The sequence below is a fragment of the Paraburkholderia bonniea genome (assembly GCF_009455625.1).
GTDB lineage: Bacteria > Pseudomonadota > Gammaproteobacteria > Burkholderiales > Burkholderiaceae > Paraburkholderia > Paraburkholderia bonniea.
Window position 1 is genome coordinate 2,586,094 of record NZ_QPEQ01000001.1, and the last position, 16,692, is coordinate 2,602,785.

Here is a 16,692-nt window from a genome sequence, read left to right on the forward strand (position 1 = left end):
AGCTGGTGCTCTTGAACATACAACGCTCAAACATGGTCAATCAATACCCTTTCGTTAACCCCAATGCCTGCCGATAAAAAACATCCATCACTTCGACATGCAATGAATCTCATATGGCACAAATGAAGCTTCTCAAGAAACAGTAAATCTCCACTTCCGCTCACTCCCTCCGCCTCTTCAAGAATCGTAATTCTTACACGAAAAATTCACCATCCAAACAATTAAATCCGTTATTGACGCAATTTTACAATTGGCGAATTTTTCAAAAATCGTCTGATATCTTTATCTCTATGATTTTATTTAAAAAATGCATCTCAATATTTTAAGCATAAGAATTATCTTATCGGCGTAATAACATTTGAATTATGCATTTTGCATACAAACCTCTGGCGCAACGACTATCGCTTTTAGCAAAACAGGCAAAGTTTGATTCCAGGTTATGTCTTGCCCGGGCAGTCCGTCGAGACATCCGCCGCGCATCGCGCTGCTTGTTTCTCACCCCGTCAAACGGCTTGCTCAATCGGATGAAGCGGCTTCGGTCTGCAGCCGGTACTAACCGGCATCCAGAACCCTCAGCCGTCTCCATACTCGCCGCCTGCCACAGGTCGCGCACATTGCCCGCCCCGTTGATGTCTGGTAACGCAGTCACGTCGTCGCGTAACGCAATCGCCGTGTCGAATTTTTGATGCAGCGTGTCCTGGCCAAACCATACTTCGAGCATTTCTCGTTCGGTATGTTTGCCATCTACGATCTGTACGAAGCTGCCTTTGCCGCGCACCATGTTGCCGTTTTCCAGCGTGCGGATGGTGCCGTCCTTGCTTAAGCGGATTTCGACGATGCCTGACTGGTCTAGTGTCAGCAGTTCGCCCTGCTGGGTCATGCCGTCGCTGTTGCCGTCGTGCCAGATTTTTAGCGAAGACCAGATCGCATCGTGGCGGTCGATCACGCCGTCTTTATTGCTGTCGTATTCGCGTAGCGCGTCGAAACCGTTGGCGGCGAGCATGCCGTTGGCGAGTTTGGTGAAGTTGCTGAAGAGTTCCGCGCCGGTGTCGATGGCACCGTTGTTGTTGCGGTCGAGGACGAGAAAACCGTCGCCGGTGGTGATCCAGCCGGTGTGGGTGCGGCTGCCTTCGCCTGAGAAATCGAAATGGGCGCTGGACTGGTCGACGCCGGTGGTGTGGATGCCGTCGCCGTTTAGATCGAGGATTAGGGGGTCGATCATGCCGATTGTCCGGCCCAATTCTATGAAAAAGGCCGTCATGTCGGGTCGAGGATCTTGCCCGAGAAGAAGGTTGCCGACGATTATTCCTGCTAGTTCACCGGCTTTACTGGCCAAAAATCCACTAGCTGCCAGCAGCAACCCTATAACCACAACGGCACCTATCGGATGAAGCACCCTAATCAAGGTCAAAGCTACCGCAGGGGCTCCCATCTTACTAACAATTTGGCTGCCAACCGCCGCAGCACTGAGCATGCCACCTATTGCTCCAGCAACGGGAACCCAGTTACCCGTCTGCTCCGCCTTCCGAGTCGCTGCCGCCAGCGTTCCTCCATCTATGAACGCTCCAGCGATACCAAAGCCTTTTGCAAACTTTGAAGCACGTGCCGCCGCTGCAATATTTTCTCCATAACGAGCATATGCTTGCGCACCACCAGCCCTCAACCTCTCCATATCAGAGGCCATAGCTTGACTAGCCTCCTTAAAAAAAATTCGCTGATTTGGTGTCCCTCCTCCATTACCTAAATTCATTAGTTCATATGCCAGGCTACTAGCCTGGTCAGCCATAGCACGGCCGAACATTTCATACTCTTTTGCGGATGCTGTTTTATTTTTAGATGCCCATTCCAACGCACCTGATGCCATTCCTGCAGAAATACCCAGAATTTCCGTGGAATTATTCGCCACAGCATCCACAATTGAATTAAGTTTTTCTTGCGTTAAAGCTGTCACTTTTTATCTCCTGAATTAAAAAAGTAGAATTTCCCTATACAAATAAGCACCGCCCAAACTACCATGGTCGCACCAAAATAGCCTGAAGCACCTACCGCGATACCCAACCTATTCGATATGAATATGCCCATAGTCCTAGGTGAAGATGGCGGCTGAGAAACAAGCCAGGATCCAGCAACAAAAGCACACAGAAATATTACGGTGGAAATTTTTTGCATTTTCCCCCATTCAGATATAAAACTGATATCAATGGGTTCTTTGAATTTACAAAAGCATAAAAATATTCCACCAAAAAATCCCAAACATATGGCTGGACCATAAGCCACTGCCACAGTACAAGGGTAATCACTCAGCGCGCCAAATGCCCGAACAATTGGAACGAACCTAAAAAATTGGCACATTTTGTTTGCAGTGCCATGGTCAGAACTTATTTCAGCAGGAAATAAAATGGCAACAAGAAATAGCACTGCCGATATTGTGTAAAAAATTTTTCTAACATATTCAACACGAAAAATCGGCTTTATAAAACTATCTATTTTATTTTGATCCACCTCTCCTCCAAATACAGCGCAAAATTTCTCCACATCTCCCAAAAATCTCCAGGAGGAATATTTTTCCTTTAGCCACAACAAATCTTATAGCCGGCACAAATTGTGCTTTTTGGTGAGCAATAAATCTCGATCCCCGCCTACTCTCCTCGCCCCTCAAGAATCGTAATTCTTACACGAAAAATTCACCATCCAAACAATTAAATTCGTTATTGACACAATTTTACAATTAGCGAATTTTTCAAAAATCGTCTGATATCTTTATCTCTATGATTTTATTTAAAAAATACATCTCAATATTTTAAGCATAAGAATTATCTTATCGGCGTAATAACATTTGAATTATGCATTTTGCATACAAACCTCTGGCGCAACAACTATCGCTTTTAGCAAAACAGGCAGAGTTTGATTCCAGCTTATGTCTTGCCCGGGCAGTCCGTCGAGACATCCACCGCGCATCGTGCGCTGCTTGTTTCTCACCCCGTCAAACGGCTTGCTCAATCGGATGAAGCGGCTTCGGTCTGCAGCCGGTACTAACCGGCATCCAGAACTCTCAGCCGTCTCCATACTCGCCGCCTGCCACAGGTCGCGCACATTGCCCGCCCCGTTGATGTCTGGTAACGCAGTCACGTCGCCGCGTAACGCAATCGCCGTGTCGAATTTTTGATGCAACGTGTCCTGGCCAAACCATACTTCGAGCATTTCTCGTCCGGTATGTTTGCCATCCACGATCTGTACGAAGCTGCCTTTGCCGCGCACCATGTTGCCGTTTTCCAGCGTGCGGATGGTGCCGTCCTTGCTTAAGCGGATTTCGACGATGCCTGGCTGGTCTAGTGCCAGCAGTTCGCCCTGCTCAACTAGTTGACCAACTGACTCGCTCGACCTAATGCCGCACGGGCCGCAGCTGCACGTGTCAGCGAAATCACCGATTCAGCATACTTCGCATACGCTCCGCTACCTCCACTATTCAGTCTCGCCATTCCTCCACGCATTGATTCCGCTGTATACCGGAGTATTGTCCGGACCTTCTCCGATTTGGCCTGATTCGCTATTACAACAATCCTCTGCTGATATTTCTCCATGGCAGATGCCATTTTTTGTCCAAGAGCGTCATATTCCATTTTTGCGACTATCTCCCCCCGAGTCACCCGCAATAGAACTTCATCCGCCCCGCTACTAACAGAGTCCCATATCGTACCCACGGTATCATTCCGCAGAAATTCAATAGCCGCCCTAATATCACTATCAGAAACCAGAACTGGAGCGCGATTATGCGTATCCCCCGTCAAAAGCGCCTCATCTGTCATCGTTGCCATATGTATCTCCTTACATAGTATTCGATTGAATAAAAAAACATAACAGATGTCAGGAAGTTAAGAAAAAGCATGCTCCCTGATATCATCGCCAAACAAACCCTCGACTCTGTCATCAACCTAAACAACCAGTAAATTGGCTCGTCTTCACCATCTCTTCCCAAAATAAATCCGATCAATATAATTGACACAACAATGCTAGACCGCATCGCCTTGGGAGTGAAAAGACTCGTTCTTTTTTTCATCCACGGATTAATTGTACTGATCAAATAAATGAAAAAACCTCCTCCCCACCCAAGCCAGAATGCACTGCCGTAGCTAACAAGCAACGCAAATGGAAACGACGTCCGCCTTGAATATTCTTCAATTCTAGGAAGCACTAATCCCATTTTCGACAATCCATACGCCAAATTGCCATCAGGAATTTCATCAGGAGAAAACATTGCCAGAATAGCAATTAAAAATATCGAAAACCAGATTATCCTCAAAAAAGTTACCCGATAAAATTCGAGGGGCTTCTCCCTTATTTTCATTAACTCACTGAATTTCACATAACACCTCACCAGAACATGAAAATACCACCCCAACAAGATGACTTTTCAATCACCAAAAATCAGGCTACCCGGAAAATAACCCTATCATCCGATAGCACATTTATTTAATGCGTGCAAAAGCCCTCACGCGCAGCGAGACCAATCATTACAAAATTGATTCAATCTGATTCCACATTATTACACAGAAGATTTATTTTTCAATAGATCGCTTGAAATTTGACACATTTTCACATTGTCCATTTTTTATAATATTTTCCAGCCTCGCCAACCCATGATTTAATTCATTAAATACATCTCAATATTGGCAAACATATGAATTCCCGCATAAATATAATTAGAACCTTTATATGCCATACGATGCACCAAATATCCATTTGTCACAGAACCAAGAATAACTCTTCGCCTCCAGCCCCAAAAAAAATCGTGGCATCGCCTAACCTCTTACCGCTCACATCCAGAAACAGTTACCAATTGATTGATAGCGTCGACTTTTTCCAGGCCGTGCCGTTGGCGAACTTGAACTGCTCGACAACTTTGTAGAACGTGTCAAACCGGTAGCGGATCGTGTCCAGATACGGTTTCCACGTGGTCTGCGATGCCAGCGCCACATACACCGACCGGGTCAAGGTTGCCCATGCCCGCTGCACCATCCAGAAACGTTCATTGATAAGCGCCACAACACCATCGCCACGTGCGCCCAGCATCGTGCCGCCCATCTTTTCCATAACGGCCAGACGGCTCGCCCATCCCGGCGCAGCAGGATCGCCTTCTATCCGGCGGGTGCCCGCCATTATTAATGTCTGCGTGGTGGTCATGGCCGAAGTCGCGGTCCATGCGTTCAGTAATGCTTCAACCTGGGTCACCAGTTGAGTTCTTGTGGTCGCTGTCGCCACCTGCCGGAGCAGCGTGCGCAGTGCCGCGCCCTCAGCCGTCTCCATACTCGCCGCCTGCCACAGGTCGCGCACATTGCCCGCCCCGTTGATGTCTGGTAACGCAGTCACGTCGTCGCGTAACGCAATCGCCGTGTCGAACTTTTGATGCAGCGTGTCCTGGCCAGACCATACTTCGAGCATTTCTCGTCCGGTATGTTTGCCATCCACGATCTGTATGAAGCTGCCTTTGCCGCGCACCATGTTGCCGTTTTCCAGCGTGCGGATGGTGCCGTCCTTGCTTAAGCGGATTTCGACGATGCCTGACTGGTCTAGTGTCAGCAGTTCGCCCTGCTGGATCACGCCGTCTTTATTGCTGTCGTATTCGCGTAGCGCGTCGAAACCGTTGGCGGCGAGCATGCCGTTGGCGAGTTTGGTGAAGTTGCTGAAGAGTTCCGCGCCGGTGTCGATGGCACCGTTGTTGTTGCGGTCAAGGACGAGGACGAGAAAACCATCGCCGGTGGTGATCCAGCCGGTGTGCGTGCGGCTGCCTTCGCCTGCGAAGTCGAAATGAACCCGGGACAGAGCGACGCCACTGCTGTGAATACCGTCGCCATTAAGATCAAGAACCAGATCAAAAATCAAGACGATCAATCAATCCCAAACCGAAGAGACAATTTAGAAAAATCGATGATGTTTTGGCCCGGCCCGGGCCAGCCAACGCATTCCAAATCGGCCGGCCAGGCTAGGCGCTTAATGCCGGATCACTAATAGCGCCTACTGCGCCATTCATTACTACCACTATGGCAAGCGGGACACCCGCGAGAGACACGTCCAATCCAGTCGTCAGGGCAATACCAGACGGCCAGACGCCGCGAAGCAAACCCAAGCCCCAACACCCGCTCCCCCGCTTACCCAAACCACGCTCACTCAAACCGTCGCAGGCACGGCATCATCAGGCGGCACGCGCGAATCACGAATCAGCAGCCCGGATAGCAACGCACCCACCAGCGCCACCCCACCCGCCAGAATAAAAGCCACGGTAAATGAACCTGTGCGGGTCACGAGAAAACCTGTCAATGCAGGGCCCACTACGCCGGACAAACTGCCTACGCAATGAATGCATCCACTGACGCTGCCCACCTTGTCGGGATGCACGACGTCTTGCACGATGGCCCAGTAAATCGCGCCGGTCACATACAGCAAAAACAGCGCCACTGACATCAGCCCAATCGCGCCACCCGCGCCCTGCACCGTTCCGGCCGCGGCAACACACACGCCGGTGCCAAACAGGCAGCTCGCCAGCACCACCTTGCGAGAGAACAGCAGATAACCTGTCCATTTGTAAATCGCGTCGGAAATCAATCCGCCTAAGGCGAGTCCCACCGTGCCGATTGACCACGGAATCACGGTGGCCAAGCTCATCTCCTTGAGATTCAGGTGATGGGCCTGCATCAGATAACTCGGAAACCAGCTCAGGAAAAAGAACAGCACGTAGTTGTAGCCAAAGAATGCAAACGCGGTGGCAAGCACCAGCGGTTGTTTCAGGTAATGCAGCAGCCGTTCGGGCGAGCCTTTAGCCACAGCGGGGATTTCGGTGCGGCTCGCCTCGCTGGACTTTGCTGTTGTCTCATCAGTCAGGCCATCCGCCGTCGTGCGGGTGATGTGACGATTCTGTTCGGGCTTGTCGGTAGTCGTCAGCATCCAGACCACAACCCACACGAGGCCGATGGCGCAAACAATCCAGAACGTCAAACGCCAGCCGAAACTGAGTGCCAGCAAACCTACAACCGGGCCGGCCATTGCGCCACCCAGCGGCGAGCCCGCGCTGAGCAGTCCCATCGCCGAGGCGGCTCGCCGGTGTGGCAGCCAGTTATTCACCATCTTGTTGGCGGCCGAGCACAACGGTCCTTCCGCCATGCCGAACAGCACCCGCAGCACCAGCATGCTGACAAACCCGGTGGCCAGCGCCGTGAGGCCGCAAAACAGTGACCAGAACGTCACCGCGAGAATAAACACGAGCTTGGGGCCAAGCTTGTCGCTGGCGAGTCCGCCAAGAAAATTAAAGACGGTGTAGCCGAGGAAGAACCCGCTAAAAATCACGCCCATCTGGGTGGCGTCGAGACCGAGGTCTTGCTGCACCATGGGCGCGGTGACTGATAGCGCGACACGGTCCAGATAATTAATCATGTAGACCATAAACAATAAAAAAATCGTGACCCAGGTCATTGTGCGTTGCTTCATTTACTTTCTTCTCCTGAATATTTGATAAACCGGCTTACTGTTTTTCTTTCTGCTTTTGCTGCTTCAGGCGGGAATGACGACGTTGTCTGGCCTTCCCGGCATCGGCATTGAGGCTCACGCAGGGCCGCTAACCGGCACTGGCCAGCAATGCATCCGTGCCGCCCTCGCGCAACTGGGTCAGGTACCGCGCAATGCGCACGATCAGCGCCTGCGGCCATGGTGCTGTGCCGAACACGCTGGTGTGCTCGAACGCGGCTTGCGCGAGCGCACTCGCATTCGCGCTCGCCTGCAACCGGGTGATGAGTGACGCCGCGCCGGGATCACTCATCACCAGCGGCGTGCCTGCCTCGTTGCGGCCGCAGTACAGGTAATGCAGCCACGCTGCGAGCGCCCGTTCGAGCGCGGGCCGCTCAAGCCCTAGCGCCTGGCTTTCGCGTAGCGCGGGTAGCCAGCGCACCGGCACTTTCTGGGTGCCATCCATCGCAATCTGCTGGGTCTGATGCGCGAGCGTTGGATTGGTAAAGCGTTGCAGCAGATCGCGGCAGTACGCCTGCACGTCAAATCCGTCTGGCACGGTCACAGTAGCAAGCAGATCCACGCACATCAGACGTGTGACGAAAGCCGCGAGTAATGGGTCCGTCATCGCCTCCGCGACCGTCGCACGGTTACGCAACTGGCCGAGATAAGCCAGGGCCGAATGCGTGCCATTGAGTAGCCGTAATTTCATCGACTGATACAACGCGACGTCCCGGGTAAGCAGCGCACCGGCCTCTTCCCATGCCGGACGTGGGCCGCTAAAGCGGTCTTCGATCACCCATTGTGTGAAGGGCTCGCAGACAATGGCGGCCTCATCCCGCACGCCCAGCCGGGCTTCAGCCTCAGCGAGGGTGGCGGGGGTCGCCGCTGGCACGATGCGATCCACCATGCAGTCTGGAAAAGCGATGTCGTCGTGAATACGTTGCGCAAGTGCGCGATCAAACAACGAGGCGTACTGAAACAGCAGTTTGCGTAACGTGCTGCCATTAGCTGTCATGTTGTCGCAGCACACGACCGACAGCGGTGCCGTAGCCGGCCGCTGGCGAATCCCGGCTGCCAGCACGCCGAGCGTGCTGCGCGGCATCTCTGGATGTTCGAGGTCATGGGCCAGATCGGGATCGTTCTGATCCAGATCGCCAGTGGCGGGATTCAGGCTGTAGCCTTTCTCGGTCACAGTCGTACTAATGATTGAAACCGTCGGCTCGGCTAGCAGGCTGAGCACCCTGGGCAGGGCTGTGGGCGCATGTAGTGCGCCACACAGCGCCCCGACGACACGGGTCGTCGCGGTCTCGCCGGTGCGCTCGGTGACGGAATACAAATAATCTTGTCTGGCTAGAACCCCTGCCATTCGCGGTTCGCGCAGATGCACTCCGACGATGCCCCAGCGAGGGTCGCCGCGCGCCAGTAATGCTTCGGTATAGAGCGCCTGATGGGCGCGATGAAATGCGCCAAGGCCAAGGTGAACGATGCCCGGGCGCACGCGCTTCCGGTCGTAGGATGGACGGCTCACAGCGTCCGAAAGAAGCTCGCAGCTCAGGTAATTCAGAAACGTCACGGCAATTAACCAACCCAGTGGAAGACCGTCGCCGGACAGCGACGTGGGCGCAAGAATAAAATCTAATAGTCCTGATTTTTATTGGCGTATACACCAGTCTTGCTAAATCCAGTTGCCCTAATTAACATGGCGAAAAATTTTCCTCACACCCTGTTTTATCTTATTAAAAGCGGCTATTCAGCCCGGACCAAAACCCAAACAAACCCCACTAAACCCAACACCCCCCACAAACCTCATTCAAACACCCTCAATTGCCTCAGGCTTCGCTCAACGCGTCACGCGCGACTGAAGGGTTTAAACACGGGGTTTAAAGACTTAAGTTATCGCGCCCCCGCACCGTTCGGGCATTCATCGCCTGCAAGCCGCACACATTTATCCCATTTGAACCTTTATCCGCTGGAGCTTTGCCTTGAAAATCGAACGCCTGTACACCATCGTCACCTGCCCCGGGCGCAATTTCGTCACCGTCAAAATCGTCACGGATGAAGGCGTGTACGGCCTAGGCGATGCCACCCTCAACGGGCGCGAACTAGCCGTCTGCGCGTATCTCGAAGAACACGTATTCCCTTGCCTCATCGGGCGTGATCCGCGTCAGATTGAAGACATCTGGCAATACCTTTACCGTGGCGCGTACTGGCGCCGTGGCCCAGTCACGATGAGCGCAATCGCCGCAATCGACATGGCGTTGTGGGACATCCTCGGCAAGCTCGCAGGCATGCCGGTGTATCAGTTGCTGGGTGGCAAAAGCCGTGATGGTGTGATGGTGTACGGCCATGCCAATGGCCGCGACCACGCCGAAGCCATCGAAGCTGTGCAGCAACATATCGAAATGGGTTATCACGCGATTCGCGTGCAATCGGGCGTGCCCGGTCTGGACAAGGTATATGGCGTCGGCAAGCAGGCTGGCGCTTACGAGCCTGCCGAGAAAGGCCTGCCGCCTGAAGAACCCTGGGATACCGCACTTTATCTGCGTCATACCCCTGAACTGTTTCGCAAGGTGCGCGACGCGGTTGGCTTCGAGCCGCATCTGTTGCACGACGCACATCACCGCCTCACCCCCATTGAAGCTGCCCGGCTGGGCCAGGATCTGGAGCCGTTCCGGCTGTTCTGGCTGGAAGATGCGACTCCCTCCGAAAACCAGGAAGCATTCCGCCTGATTCGCCAGCACACCACCACGCCCCTCGCGGTGGGCGAAGTGCATAACTCAATCTGGGACTGCAAGGATTTGATCCGTGAGCAGCTCATCGACTACATCCGCGCGACGATCGTTCACGCGGGCGGCATCAGCCATGTACGCCGCATCGCCGATTACGCCGCGCTCTACCAGGTGCGCACCGGCTTTCATGGGGCCACTGATCTTTCCCCGGTCTGCATGGCCGCGGCAGTGAATTTTGGTCTTTGGGTGCCTAACTTCGGCGTTCAGGAACTGATGCCACATAGCGCGCTCACCGATGAAGTCTTCCCGCACAACTACCGTTTCGACAAAGGCTTCCTTGTGATGGATGAGGTGCCGGGCCTAGGTGTCGAGATCGACGAAGCGCTCGCCGCGAAGTATCCGTATGAACGGGCTTATCTGCCAGTAGCACGGCTGCGCGATGGTTCGATGTGGAACTGGTAGCCCGGCAACAACACCGTTTTATCTTCTAGCGCACACCGTCTTTATCACCAAACCAGCGGAGTCCTTAATCATGTTGAGCATCGTTGTCGATCAACCAGACAGCCTGAGCGTGCGCGTTATGCCGCTCCCCACGCCCACGGCAGGAGAAGTCCGTGTCCGGGTGCGCTATGCAGGCATCTGCGGCTCAGATCTGCATATTTATCGCGGCAAGAATCCGTTCGTGTCCTACCCGCGCATCATTGGCCATGAGTTTGTTGGACAGATCGAAGCCGTGGGCGCGGGCGTCAACCCCGCCCGCCTGGGTGAGCGGGTCGCGGTTGATCCCGTCATCAGTTGTGGCGCATGCCATGCATGCCTCATCGGCCGGCAAAACGTCTGCAGCAAGCTGACTGTGCTGGGGGTGCACCGCGATGGTGGTTTTAGCGAATACGTCTGCGTCCCCGGCAAAAACGCTTACACCGTGCCGGAAACCATCGCCTCAACCTGTGCCGCCATCATCGAGCCGTTCGCTGTCGCCGCCAACGTCACGGCCCGCACCGGGGTGCTGCCCAGCGATATCGCACTGATCTACGGCGCGGGCACCGTAGGGCTGAACTTGCTGCAAGTGCTCAAGCAGGTTTATGGCGTGCGCACCTTCATCACCGACCAGCTCGATGAACGTCTCGCACTCGCGCGTGCATGCGGAGCCAGCGCCGATGAAACCATCAATACGCTCCATGAATCGCTACCCGAGGCGCTGCGCAACCGTGGCGTGGAAGGTGGCCCGACGCTGATTTACGACGCCGTATGCCACCCGTCGATTCTGGAAGAAGCGGTGCGAATCGCAGCACCAGCGGGACGCATCGGCGTGCTGGGATTCTCATCGACGCCATCGGCGATCGCCCAGCAAGAACTCACGAAGAAGGAACTGACGCTGTACGCATCGCGCCTGAACTGCGCCATGTTCCCCAAAGTGATCGACTGGATTAGCCGTGGCCTGGTTCAGCCCGAGCGGATCATCACCGACACCGTTGATTTTCGTGACGCGGCGCGGGCGTTTGAATTGGCGGAATCTCGGCCGAAATCGAGCTGCAAGGTGCTGCTTGATTTCGCTCCGGGAGACTAACGGCATAACGGCATACATGAGCGGGATATAACCACCGGACTGCAACCACCAGGCTGCAATCACGCGAACCAAAACGGCACGATGCATGCGTTACGGCTACTCTGTCGGGCCACCCCGCTAATTTGGCTTTCCACGATGCCCGCCTGCCCTGCTGCCGCCCCCTCTCCCATCAGCGCTGTTCTGGTTCACGTGTCCGACGTCAACGCGGCGCTGACCTGGTACCAGCGCGCGTTTCCACATGCAGTGCGGCGCTATCTGAAAGCGTTTGATTTTTATCTGCTGGACATAAACGGCGTGCATCTCGAACTAGTGCCGAGTGACGCGAAAGTAACAGCGGGTGCTGCAGGGAGTGTCGTTTACTGGCGCGCGGTTGATTTTGACCAGAGCGTCGCTCATTTTCTTGCGCTGGGCGGCCGCTTGTATCGTGGGCCGCTGGAGATCCAGGACGGGCTGCGCATGTGCCAGATTCTCGACCCATGGGGCAACTGCATCGGCCTGCGTGGCTAGCCAGCATGCCGAACACGCGCAAACCTGAAGCACGCGCGGCAAACATTTGCCACACGTGCCTAGCCAAACGGCAAGCGTTACGACGCCTGCACACCGTTACCCTGAAAAACCGTCAAATCCGGATACACCGCGCGAATCTTTTGCCACTCCACCGTGTTGTAAAACTCGCAGGAATAACCCGGCGCTGCAACCGTAAAGCGCTTGGCGACTTCCACACAGAAGCGCACGGCTTCCGCGATGTCAATCTCATGATTCGCGCTTGAATCGTTGCCCCCAACCACCGAGCGTGCCGTCAGCGCAACCCCGACCACCGGCGCACTCGTTGCCACGTGCGGCTGCATGATGCTGTTGAAGTGATACAGGCCATTGTCGTAAGGCGTGATGTCTTGCTGACTAATGGGCCAGGTGACGGCTGGCTTGCCGGTGGTCGACTCCATGATCTTCACCAGATCAGGCGACACGCGCAGGATGTAACCCTGCATCGCAGTTGGTGAAATCGCAAAGCCGCGCTGCTTGATGATGCTGTTTCCTTTCGATGCATCGAGCGACAAAATCGCATCCATCTCCGGCGACACCTCGTAGGTGTTCATCGTCGCCGACGAAACCGGCATGCCCATAAACGGAATCCCGTCGTTGAGACTCATCGGCGCATCCGTGGAGAGATGGGTCGTCGCCAGCACGTCGCCAGGAAGGTGATCGCCCCGCGCTTTCATCTGTGCCAGCTTGAGGCCCACCGCGATCGCACCAATCGCGCCATCCGCGTCAGACACCATGCCGATCCGGGCCGGACGGGCACCAATCGCACCATTGCGGCCAACCACGCCAAGCGTGCGCGTGGTACCACCGCTGGTCTTGCCGCTGGAGCCAGGAATCAGGATCGAGACAAAGTCCGTCGTGGCCAACGAACCTTGCGGCAATTCGTTGTTGACCGTCGTGACCGTCACCGTGACGCCGAACTCAGCGTAAGGCGCGAACATCTCCTTGATGCTCTGGCCATTGACGGTTGCGCTATCGAGCGCTTCATACACAGTGAGAGTGGGTTGCAGTGACATGATGAAATCGTTTTCCTAAAGAAAATTAATGCGAAACGCGCGGCGCGGGTGATAGCGCGCCGCATCACACGAGGCGAGGCGCAGAGCGGTTTGCCTAGAAAACGTGCCGCAAGCCCGCCATCACCGTGGTCTGATTGTTGTTGCCGTTCAACGGCTTGCCCGCTCCGCCGGTCCAGTTCGTCGTGCTGTTGCCAAGCAGACCGCTCCAGTCGCCGCCGACCCAGTCATAGGCCACAGCCAGATAAACATCACTACGTTTGCTCAGCGCATAGTCAGCCACGCCGTAGGTCGTCGCACGAGTGCCATTGAAGCCATCCGCACGCGTGCGGTTATACATCGCGCTGGCAGTCAGCGTGACGGCCGGCGTCGCCAGCCAACTGGCCCCAACGGTAAAGAAATCATCACGGCGCTTGCTGGCGAACACGGAACCAATCGCTGCAGCGTTGGTGGCAGTTGCACCCGTCGACATGCTGGTGATCGACGCGGTGTCGGTGCCGCCATTCGACGCGTCAAAGCCTGCGTCGCGGTTGCTATAGATGTAGTTGGCGAACAGACGGGTTGGACCTACTGTCGCCTTCAACCCAGCGATATAAATCCGCGCGGTGCGGCTCTGGCTGTCGTGGGTGAACTGCGCATCGCCAATCACCGTGACAGGGCCACCCGCGTACTTCAAGCCAAATGACTGCGATGACCTGGCGCTAGCGTCCCCTGCTATGCCACCGAACGCATATTGCGCAATCCCCATCAACGGCCCGTAGGTGCCGGTATAGCTCACTGAATTGTCGTAACGCTGGCCCGTTAAATACACCAGCCATGAATTCGACGGCGCGGCACCGATACCCAGCGGATCGACGTAATACAGCATCGTGTTGGCGGTGGTGTATTGACGGCCAAATGCGAGATCGCCGTACTGGTTGCCAATTTTCACGAAAGCCTGGCGGCCAAACAACTGGCCTTGCTGGTCGAGCTTGCCTGAGTTAGCGAGAAAACCGTTTTCAAGGGTGAAGCCCGCTTTAACACCCCCACCCAAATCTTCCGTGCCCTTCAGGCCAAAACGGCTACCGGACAGAAAACCTTCGTTTCCTTGCTGAAGACCAATCACGCTATCGCCCGATGAATTGGCATGGGTCTGATAAGTCAATGCGGCATCAATCACGCCATACAGGGTGACGCTGGATTGCGCCCATGCAGCACATGGCAGCATCAGCGCGAGGGCGGAGAGGTAACGAGTTGAGTTCATCTGAAAGCCTTGCAGAGTAAATAGACGAGCGCCTCCCGCCAGCGGCCTCGCCGCTGGTGATGATGTCTGGCGCAATCAGTGTTTAGTGCTGGATTCAGGTCCGCATCGCGGGCCAGTTAGCCATGTCCGTGGGGCCCGTAATGCGGGAAAGCGCAAAGGTCTCGCCTTCTGAAATCGTTGTGGCCGAACCATCGCTGTCGAAATGCAGCGCGCCGCGCTCACCGAGGACGGTGCCGTTGACGCCATCCGCCAGCAGCGCGGAGCCTTCCGGCAAAGCAAAAACCTGCTCAGGAGCGTTGATCTGCAAAAACTCCGCCAGACGCTCCTCGCGGCTTTCGCCGTTATGTCCGGCGGGTTTGCCGCTGATGAAGTGCGGATTGATCTGGAACGGCACCAGGCCAAGCGCGCGCAACGAGGGTGGTTGCACGATCGGCATATCGTTGGTGGTCCGTATCGTTGGGCAGGCCACATTGCTGCCAGCACTCCAGCCCACGTAAGGCGTCCCGGCTTTCACCTTCGCGCGGATTGCGTCAACAATGCCCGCGTCATACATACGTTTCAGCAGCGCGAAGGTGTTACCCCCACCCACTGCAATCACCTCGGCGCGCTCAATCGCGGCTCGCGGGTCTTGGCTGTGATGGATCGACTCCAGTGCATAGCCCAGTTTTTCGAACACCGGTTTGACCATGCTTTCGTAGTGCTCGAAGCTGAACGTCACCCCCGCGTAAGGCACGAACAGCACTTTTTTCGGCTGACGCTCCATCAAGGCATGAATCTGCTGGCTGGCGTGTTCGAGATAACCAAGGTTGTCTTTGCGCGAACTGCTCATCAAAAGAATGCGTTGTGTCATGGCTGGGTTCCTGCTGATTAATGTCAAAAGAGGGAATTCAGGCGACCGTCTTGCGGATGATGTCCACCACGCGGTCGATTTCTTCGTGCGTATTGAAGTAATGCAGCGACACACGCGCCATCGTGCTCACGCCATAACGCGCGAGGATCGCATCGGCCATGAAACCGCCTGCTTCGATGATGCAGTGCTGGGCTTCGAGCGCCGTCACGAGCGTGGCAGGGTCGATGCCACGCAAGTTGAACGGCACGATGCCAATCCGCTGGGCCACATCCCGGGGGCCGTACAACTCGAAGCCAGGCAAACTGCCGAGTTGCTGCACGGCATACGCGGTCAGATCGCGCACGCGCGCGGCAATCTCGTCGATACCGATCTGCCCGGCGTAGCTGAGTGCTGCGCCCAGCGCGAGGATCGCGGGCACGATTGGACAACCCGCTTCAAGCCGGCGCGCGCCATCAACGAACGAAAGCTCACCCGTGGAGCGGTCGTAAGCGCCGTTCCACCAGCCCGCCAGCACCGGCTCAAGCGCCGTGATATGGCGCTCACTCACGTACAGAAAGCCCGACCCCTCAGTTGCCCTGAGCGCCTTGCGGCCACATCCGGCAAGAAAATCGCACCCTAGCTCGGCCACGTTCACTGGCAACATGCCGACGCTTTGCGCCGCGTTGACCAGTGACATCACCCCTTGCGCGCGAGCCACCTGGCAGATCTCCATCGCGGGCTGCACCGCGCCGGTGGAGTTCGGCACATGCGAGAACGTCAGCAACCGGGTGCGAGGCGTAATCGCTTGCGCGAATGCGCTGGCGCTTAGCAACCCGGATGAATCGGCGGCAATCATCTTGACCACCACACCATGGGTTTCTTCAAGCCGACGCCATGGCAACAAATTACTCAGCATCTCTGTGTCGGCCACCAGAATTTCGTCGCCTGCTTGCCATGTCAGGCCACGGGCCACGAGAGAAATCGACTCCGTCGCATTCTTGGTAAAGGCCACTTCGCTGGTTTGCGCGCCAAGAAAAGCCGCGAGCTGTGCCCGCACTGCCTCCACCCGGGCGTAAGTCTGTTTGCGAAACGACGGCAGGTAGATACCGATCCGGCCGGTGTCGCGCAGGTACTCGCAGACCTCGTCCAGCACCACATCGGGCGGCAAGGAAGCCGCGGCCGTATCCATATAGACGGTGGTGGCGGTGAGCGGGGTCGCTTGACGGATCGCTTGAATGTCCATGGGAATCTCTCCAGGCAGTAAAGGGGGA

Annotated in this window: 14 protein-coding genes; 3 read left to right on the forward strand and 11 right to left on the reverse strand. The window is 55.5% G+C overall.

The features are described from left to right. Positions 1-340 precede the first annotated feature (340 nt). From GH656_RS11410 to GH656_RS11445, 7 genes are all read right to left on the reverse strand, one after another. Positions 341-1,951: a hypothetical protein gene (locus GH656_RS11410; protein ID WP_153076021.1), complete on the reverse strand. Its 1,611-nt coding sequence runs from the start codon at positions 1,949-1,951 to the stop codon at positions 341-343. Then, a complete protein-coding gene (locus GH656_RS11415) occupies positions 1,948-2,502 on the reverse strand; it encodes a hypothetical protein (RefSeq protein ID WP_153076023.1) in 555 nt (184 codons plus the stop codon). Before GH656_RS11415 ends, GH656_RS11410 begins: the two co-directional genes overlap by 4 nt. Positions 2,503-2,841: 339 nt before the next feature. Beyond that, positions 2,842-3,261 (reverse strand): hypothetical protein, encoded by a 420-nt coding sequence (locus GH656_RS11420; protein ID WP_153076025.1) that lies wholly within the window; start codon positions 3,259-3,261, stop codon positions 2,842-2,844. A gap of 95 nt (positions 3,262-3,356) precedes the next feature. Then, positions 3,357-3,815, reverse strand: a complete 459-nt coding sequence (locus tag GH656_RS11425; RefSeq protein WP_153076026.1) for a hypothetical protein — start codon at positions 3,813-3,815, stop codon at positions 3,357-3,359. 1,015 nt (positions 3,816-4,830) lie between these two features. Further along, complete coding sequence (locus GH656_RS11435; RefSeq protein WP_153076030.1) at positions 4,831-5,889, reverse strand: hypothetical protein; 1,059 nt, start codon at positions 5,887-5,889, stop codon at positions 4,831-4,833. A gap of 276 nt (positions 5,890-6,165) precedes the next feature. After that, positions 6,166-7,479: an MFS transporter gene (locus GH656_RS11440; RefSeq protein WP_153076031.1), complete on the reverse strand. Its 1,314-nt coding sequence runs from the start codon at positions 7,477-7,479 to the stop codon at positions 6,166-6,168. A 127-nt stretch (positions 7,480-7,606) separates the two neighbouring features. Continuing rightward, on the reverse strand, positions 7,607-9,070 hold the full coding sequence (locus GH656_RS11445; protein WP_425495860.1) for a mannitol dehydrogenase family protein: 1,464 nt from the start codon (positions 9,068-9,070) through the stop codon (positions 7,607-7,609). A gap of 409 nt (positions 9,071-9,479) precedes the next feature. On the opposite strand from GH656_RS11445, the gene manD reads away from it, so the two are divergent. From manD to GH656_RS11460, 3 genes are all read left to right on the forward strand, one after another. Further along, the gene (gene manD, locus GH656_RS11450) at positions 9,480-10,688 is read left to right on the forward strand and encodes a D-mannonate dehydratase ManD (protein ID WP_153076034.1); all 1,209 of its coding nucleotides are present in this window, start codon (positions 9,480-9,482) and stop codon (positions 10,686-10,688) included. Between the two features lie 70 nt (positions 10,689-10,758). Continuing rightward, the gene (locus GH656_RS11455; protein WP_153076036.1) at positions 10,759-11,793 is read left to right on the forward strand and encodes a Zn-dependent oxidoreductase; all 1,035 of its coding nucleotides are present in this window, start codon (positions 10,759-10,761) and stop codon (positions 11,791-11,793) included. Positions 11,794-11,928: 135 nt separating this feature from the next. Then, positions 11,929-12,300: a VOC family protein gene (locus tag GH656_RS11460; RefSeq protein ID WP_153076037.1), complete on the forward strand. Its 372-nt coding sequence runs from the start codon at positions 11,929-11,931 to the stop codon at positions 12,298-12,300. Between the two features lie 77 nt (positions 12,301-12,377). Here GH656_RS11460 and GH656_RS11465 read toward each other — a convergent pair whose 3' ends face one another. The 4 genes from GH656_RS11465 to GH656_RS11480 form a co-directional block, all read right to left on the reverse strand. Beyond that, positions 12,378-13,352: a DUF1177 domain-containing protein gene (locus GH656_RS11465; protein WP_153076039.1), complete on the reverse strand. Its 975-nt coding sequence runs from the start codon at positions 13,350-13,352 to the stop codon at positions 12,378-12,380. A gap of 94 nt (positions 13,353-13,446) precedes the next feature. Further along, positions 13,447-14,592 carry a porin gene (locus GH656_RS11470; protein ID WP_153076041.1) on the reverse strand — a complete coding sequence of 382 codons (1,146 nt, stop codon included), beginning with the start codon at positions 14,590-14,592 and terminating at the stop codon, positions 13,447-13,449. Positions 14,593-14,686: 94 nt separating this feature from the next. Then, complete coding sequence (pepE, locus tag GH656_RS11475) at positions 14,687-15,442, reverse strand: dipeptidase PepE (RefSeq protein ID WP_153076042.1); 756 nt, start codon at positions 15,440-15,442, stop codon at positions 14,687-14,689. A gap of 37 nt (positions 15,443-15,479) precedes the next feature. Beyond that, complete coding sequence (locus GH656_RS11480; RefSeq protein ID WP_153076044.1) at positions 15,480-16,664, reverse strand: aminotransferase class V-fold PLP-dependent enzyme; 1,185 nt, start codon at positions 16,662-16,664, stop codon at positions 15,480-15,482. Between the last annotated feature and the right edge of the window lie 28 nt (positions 16,665-16,692).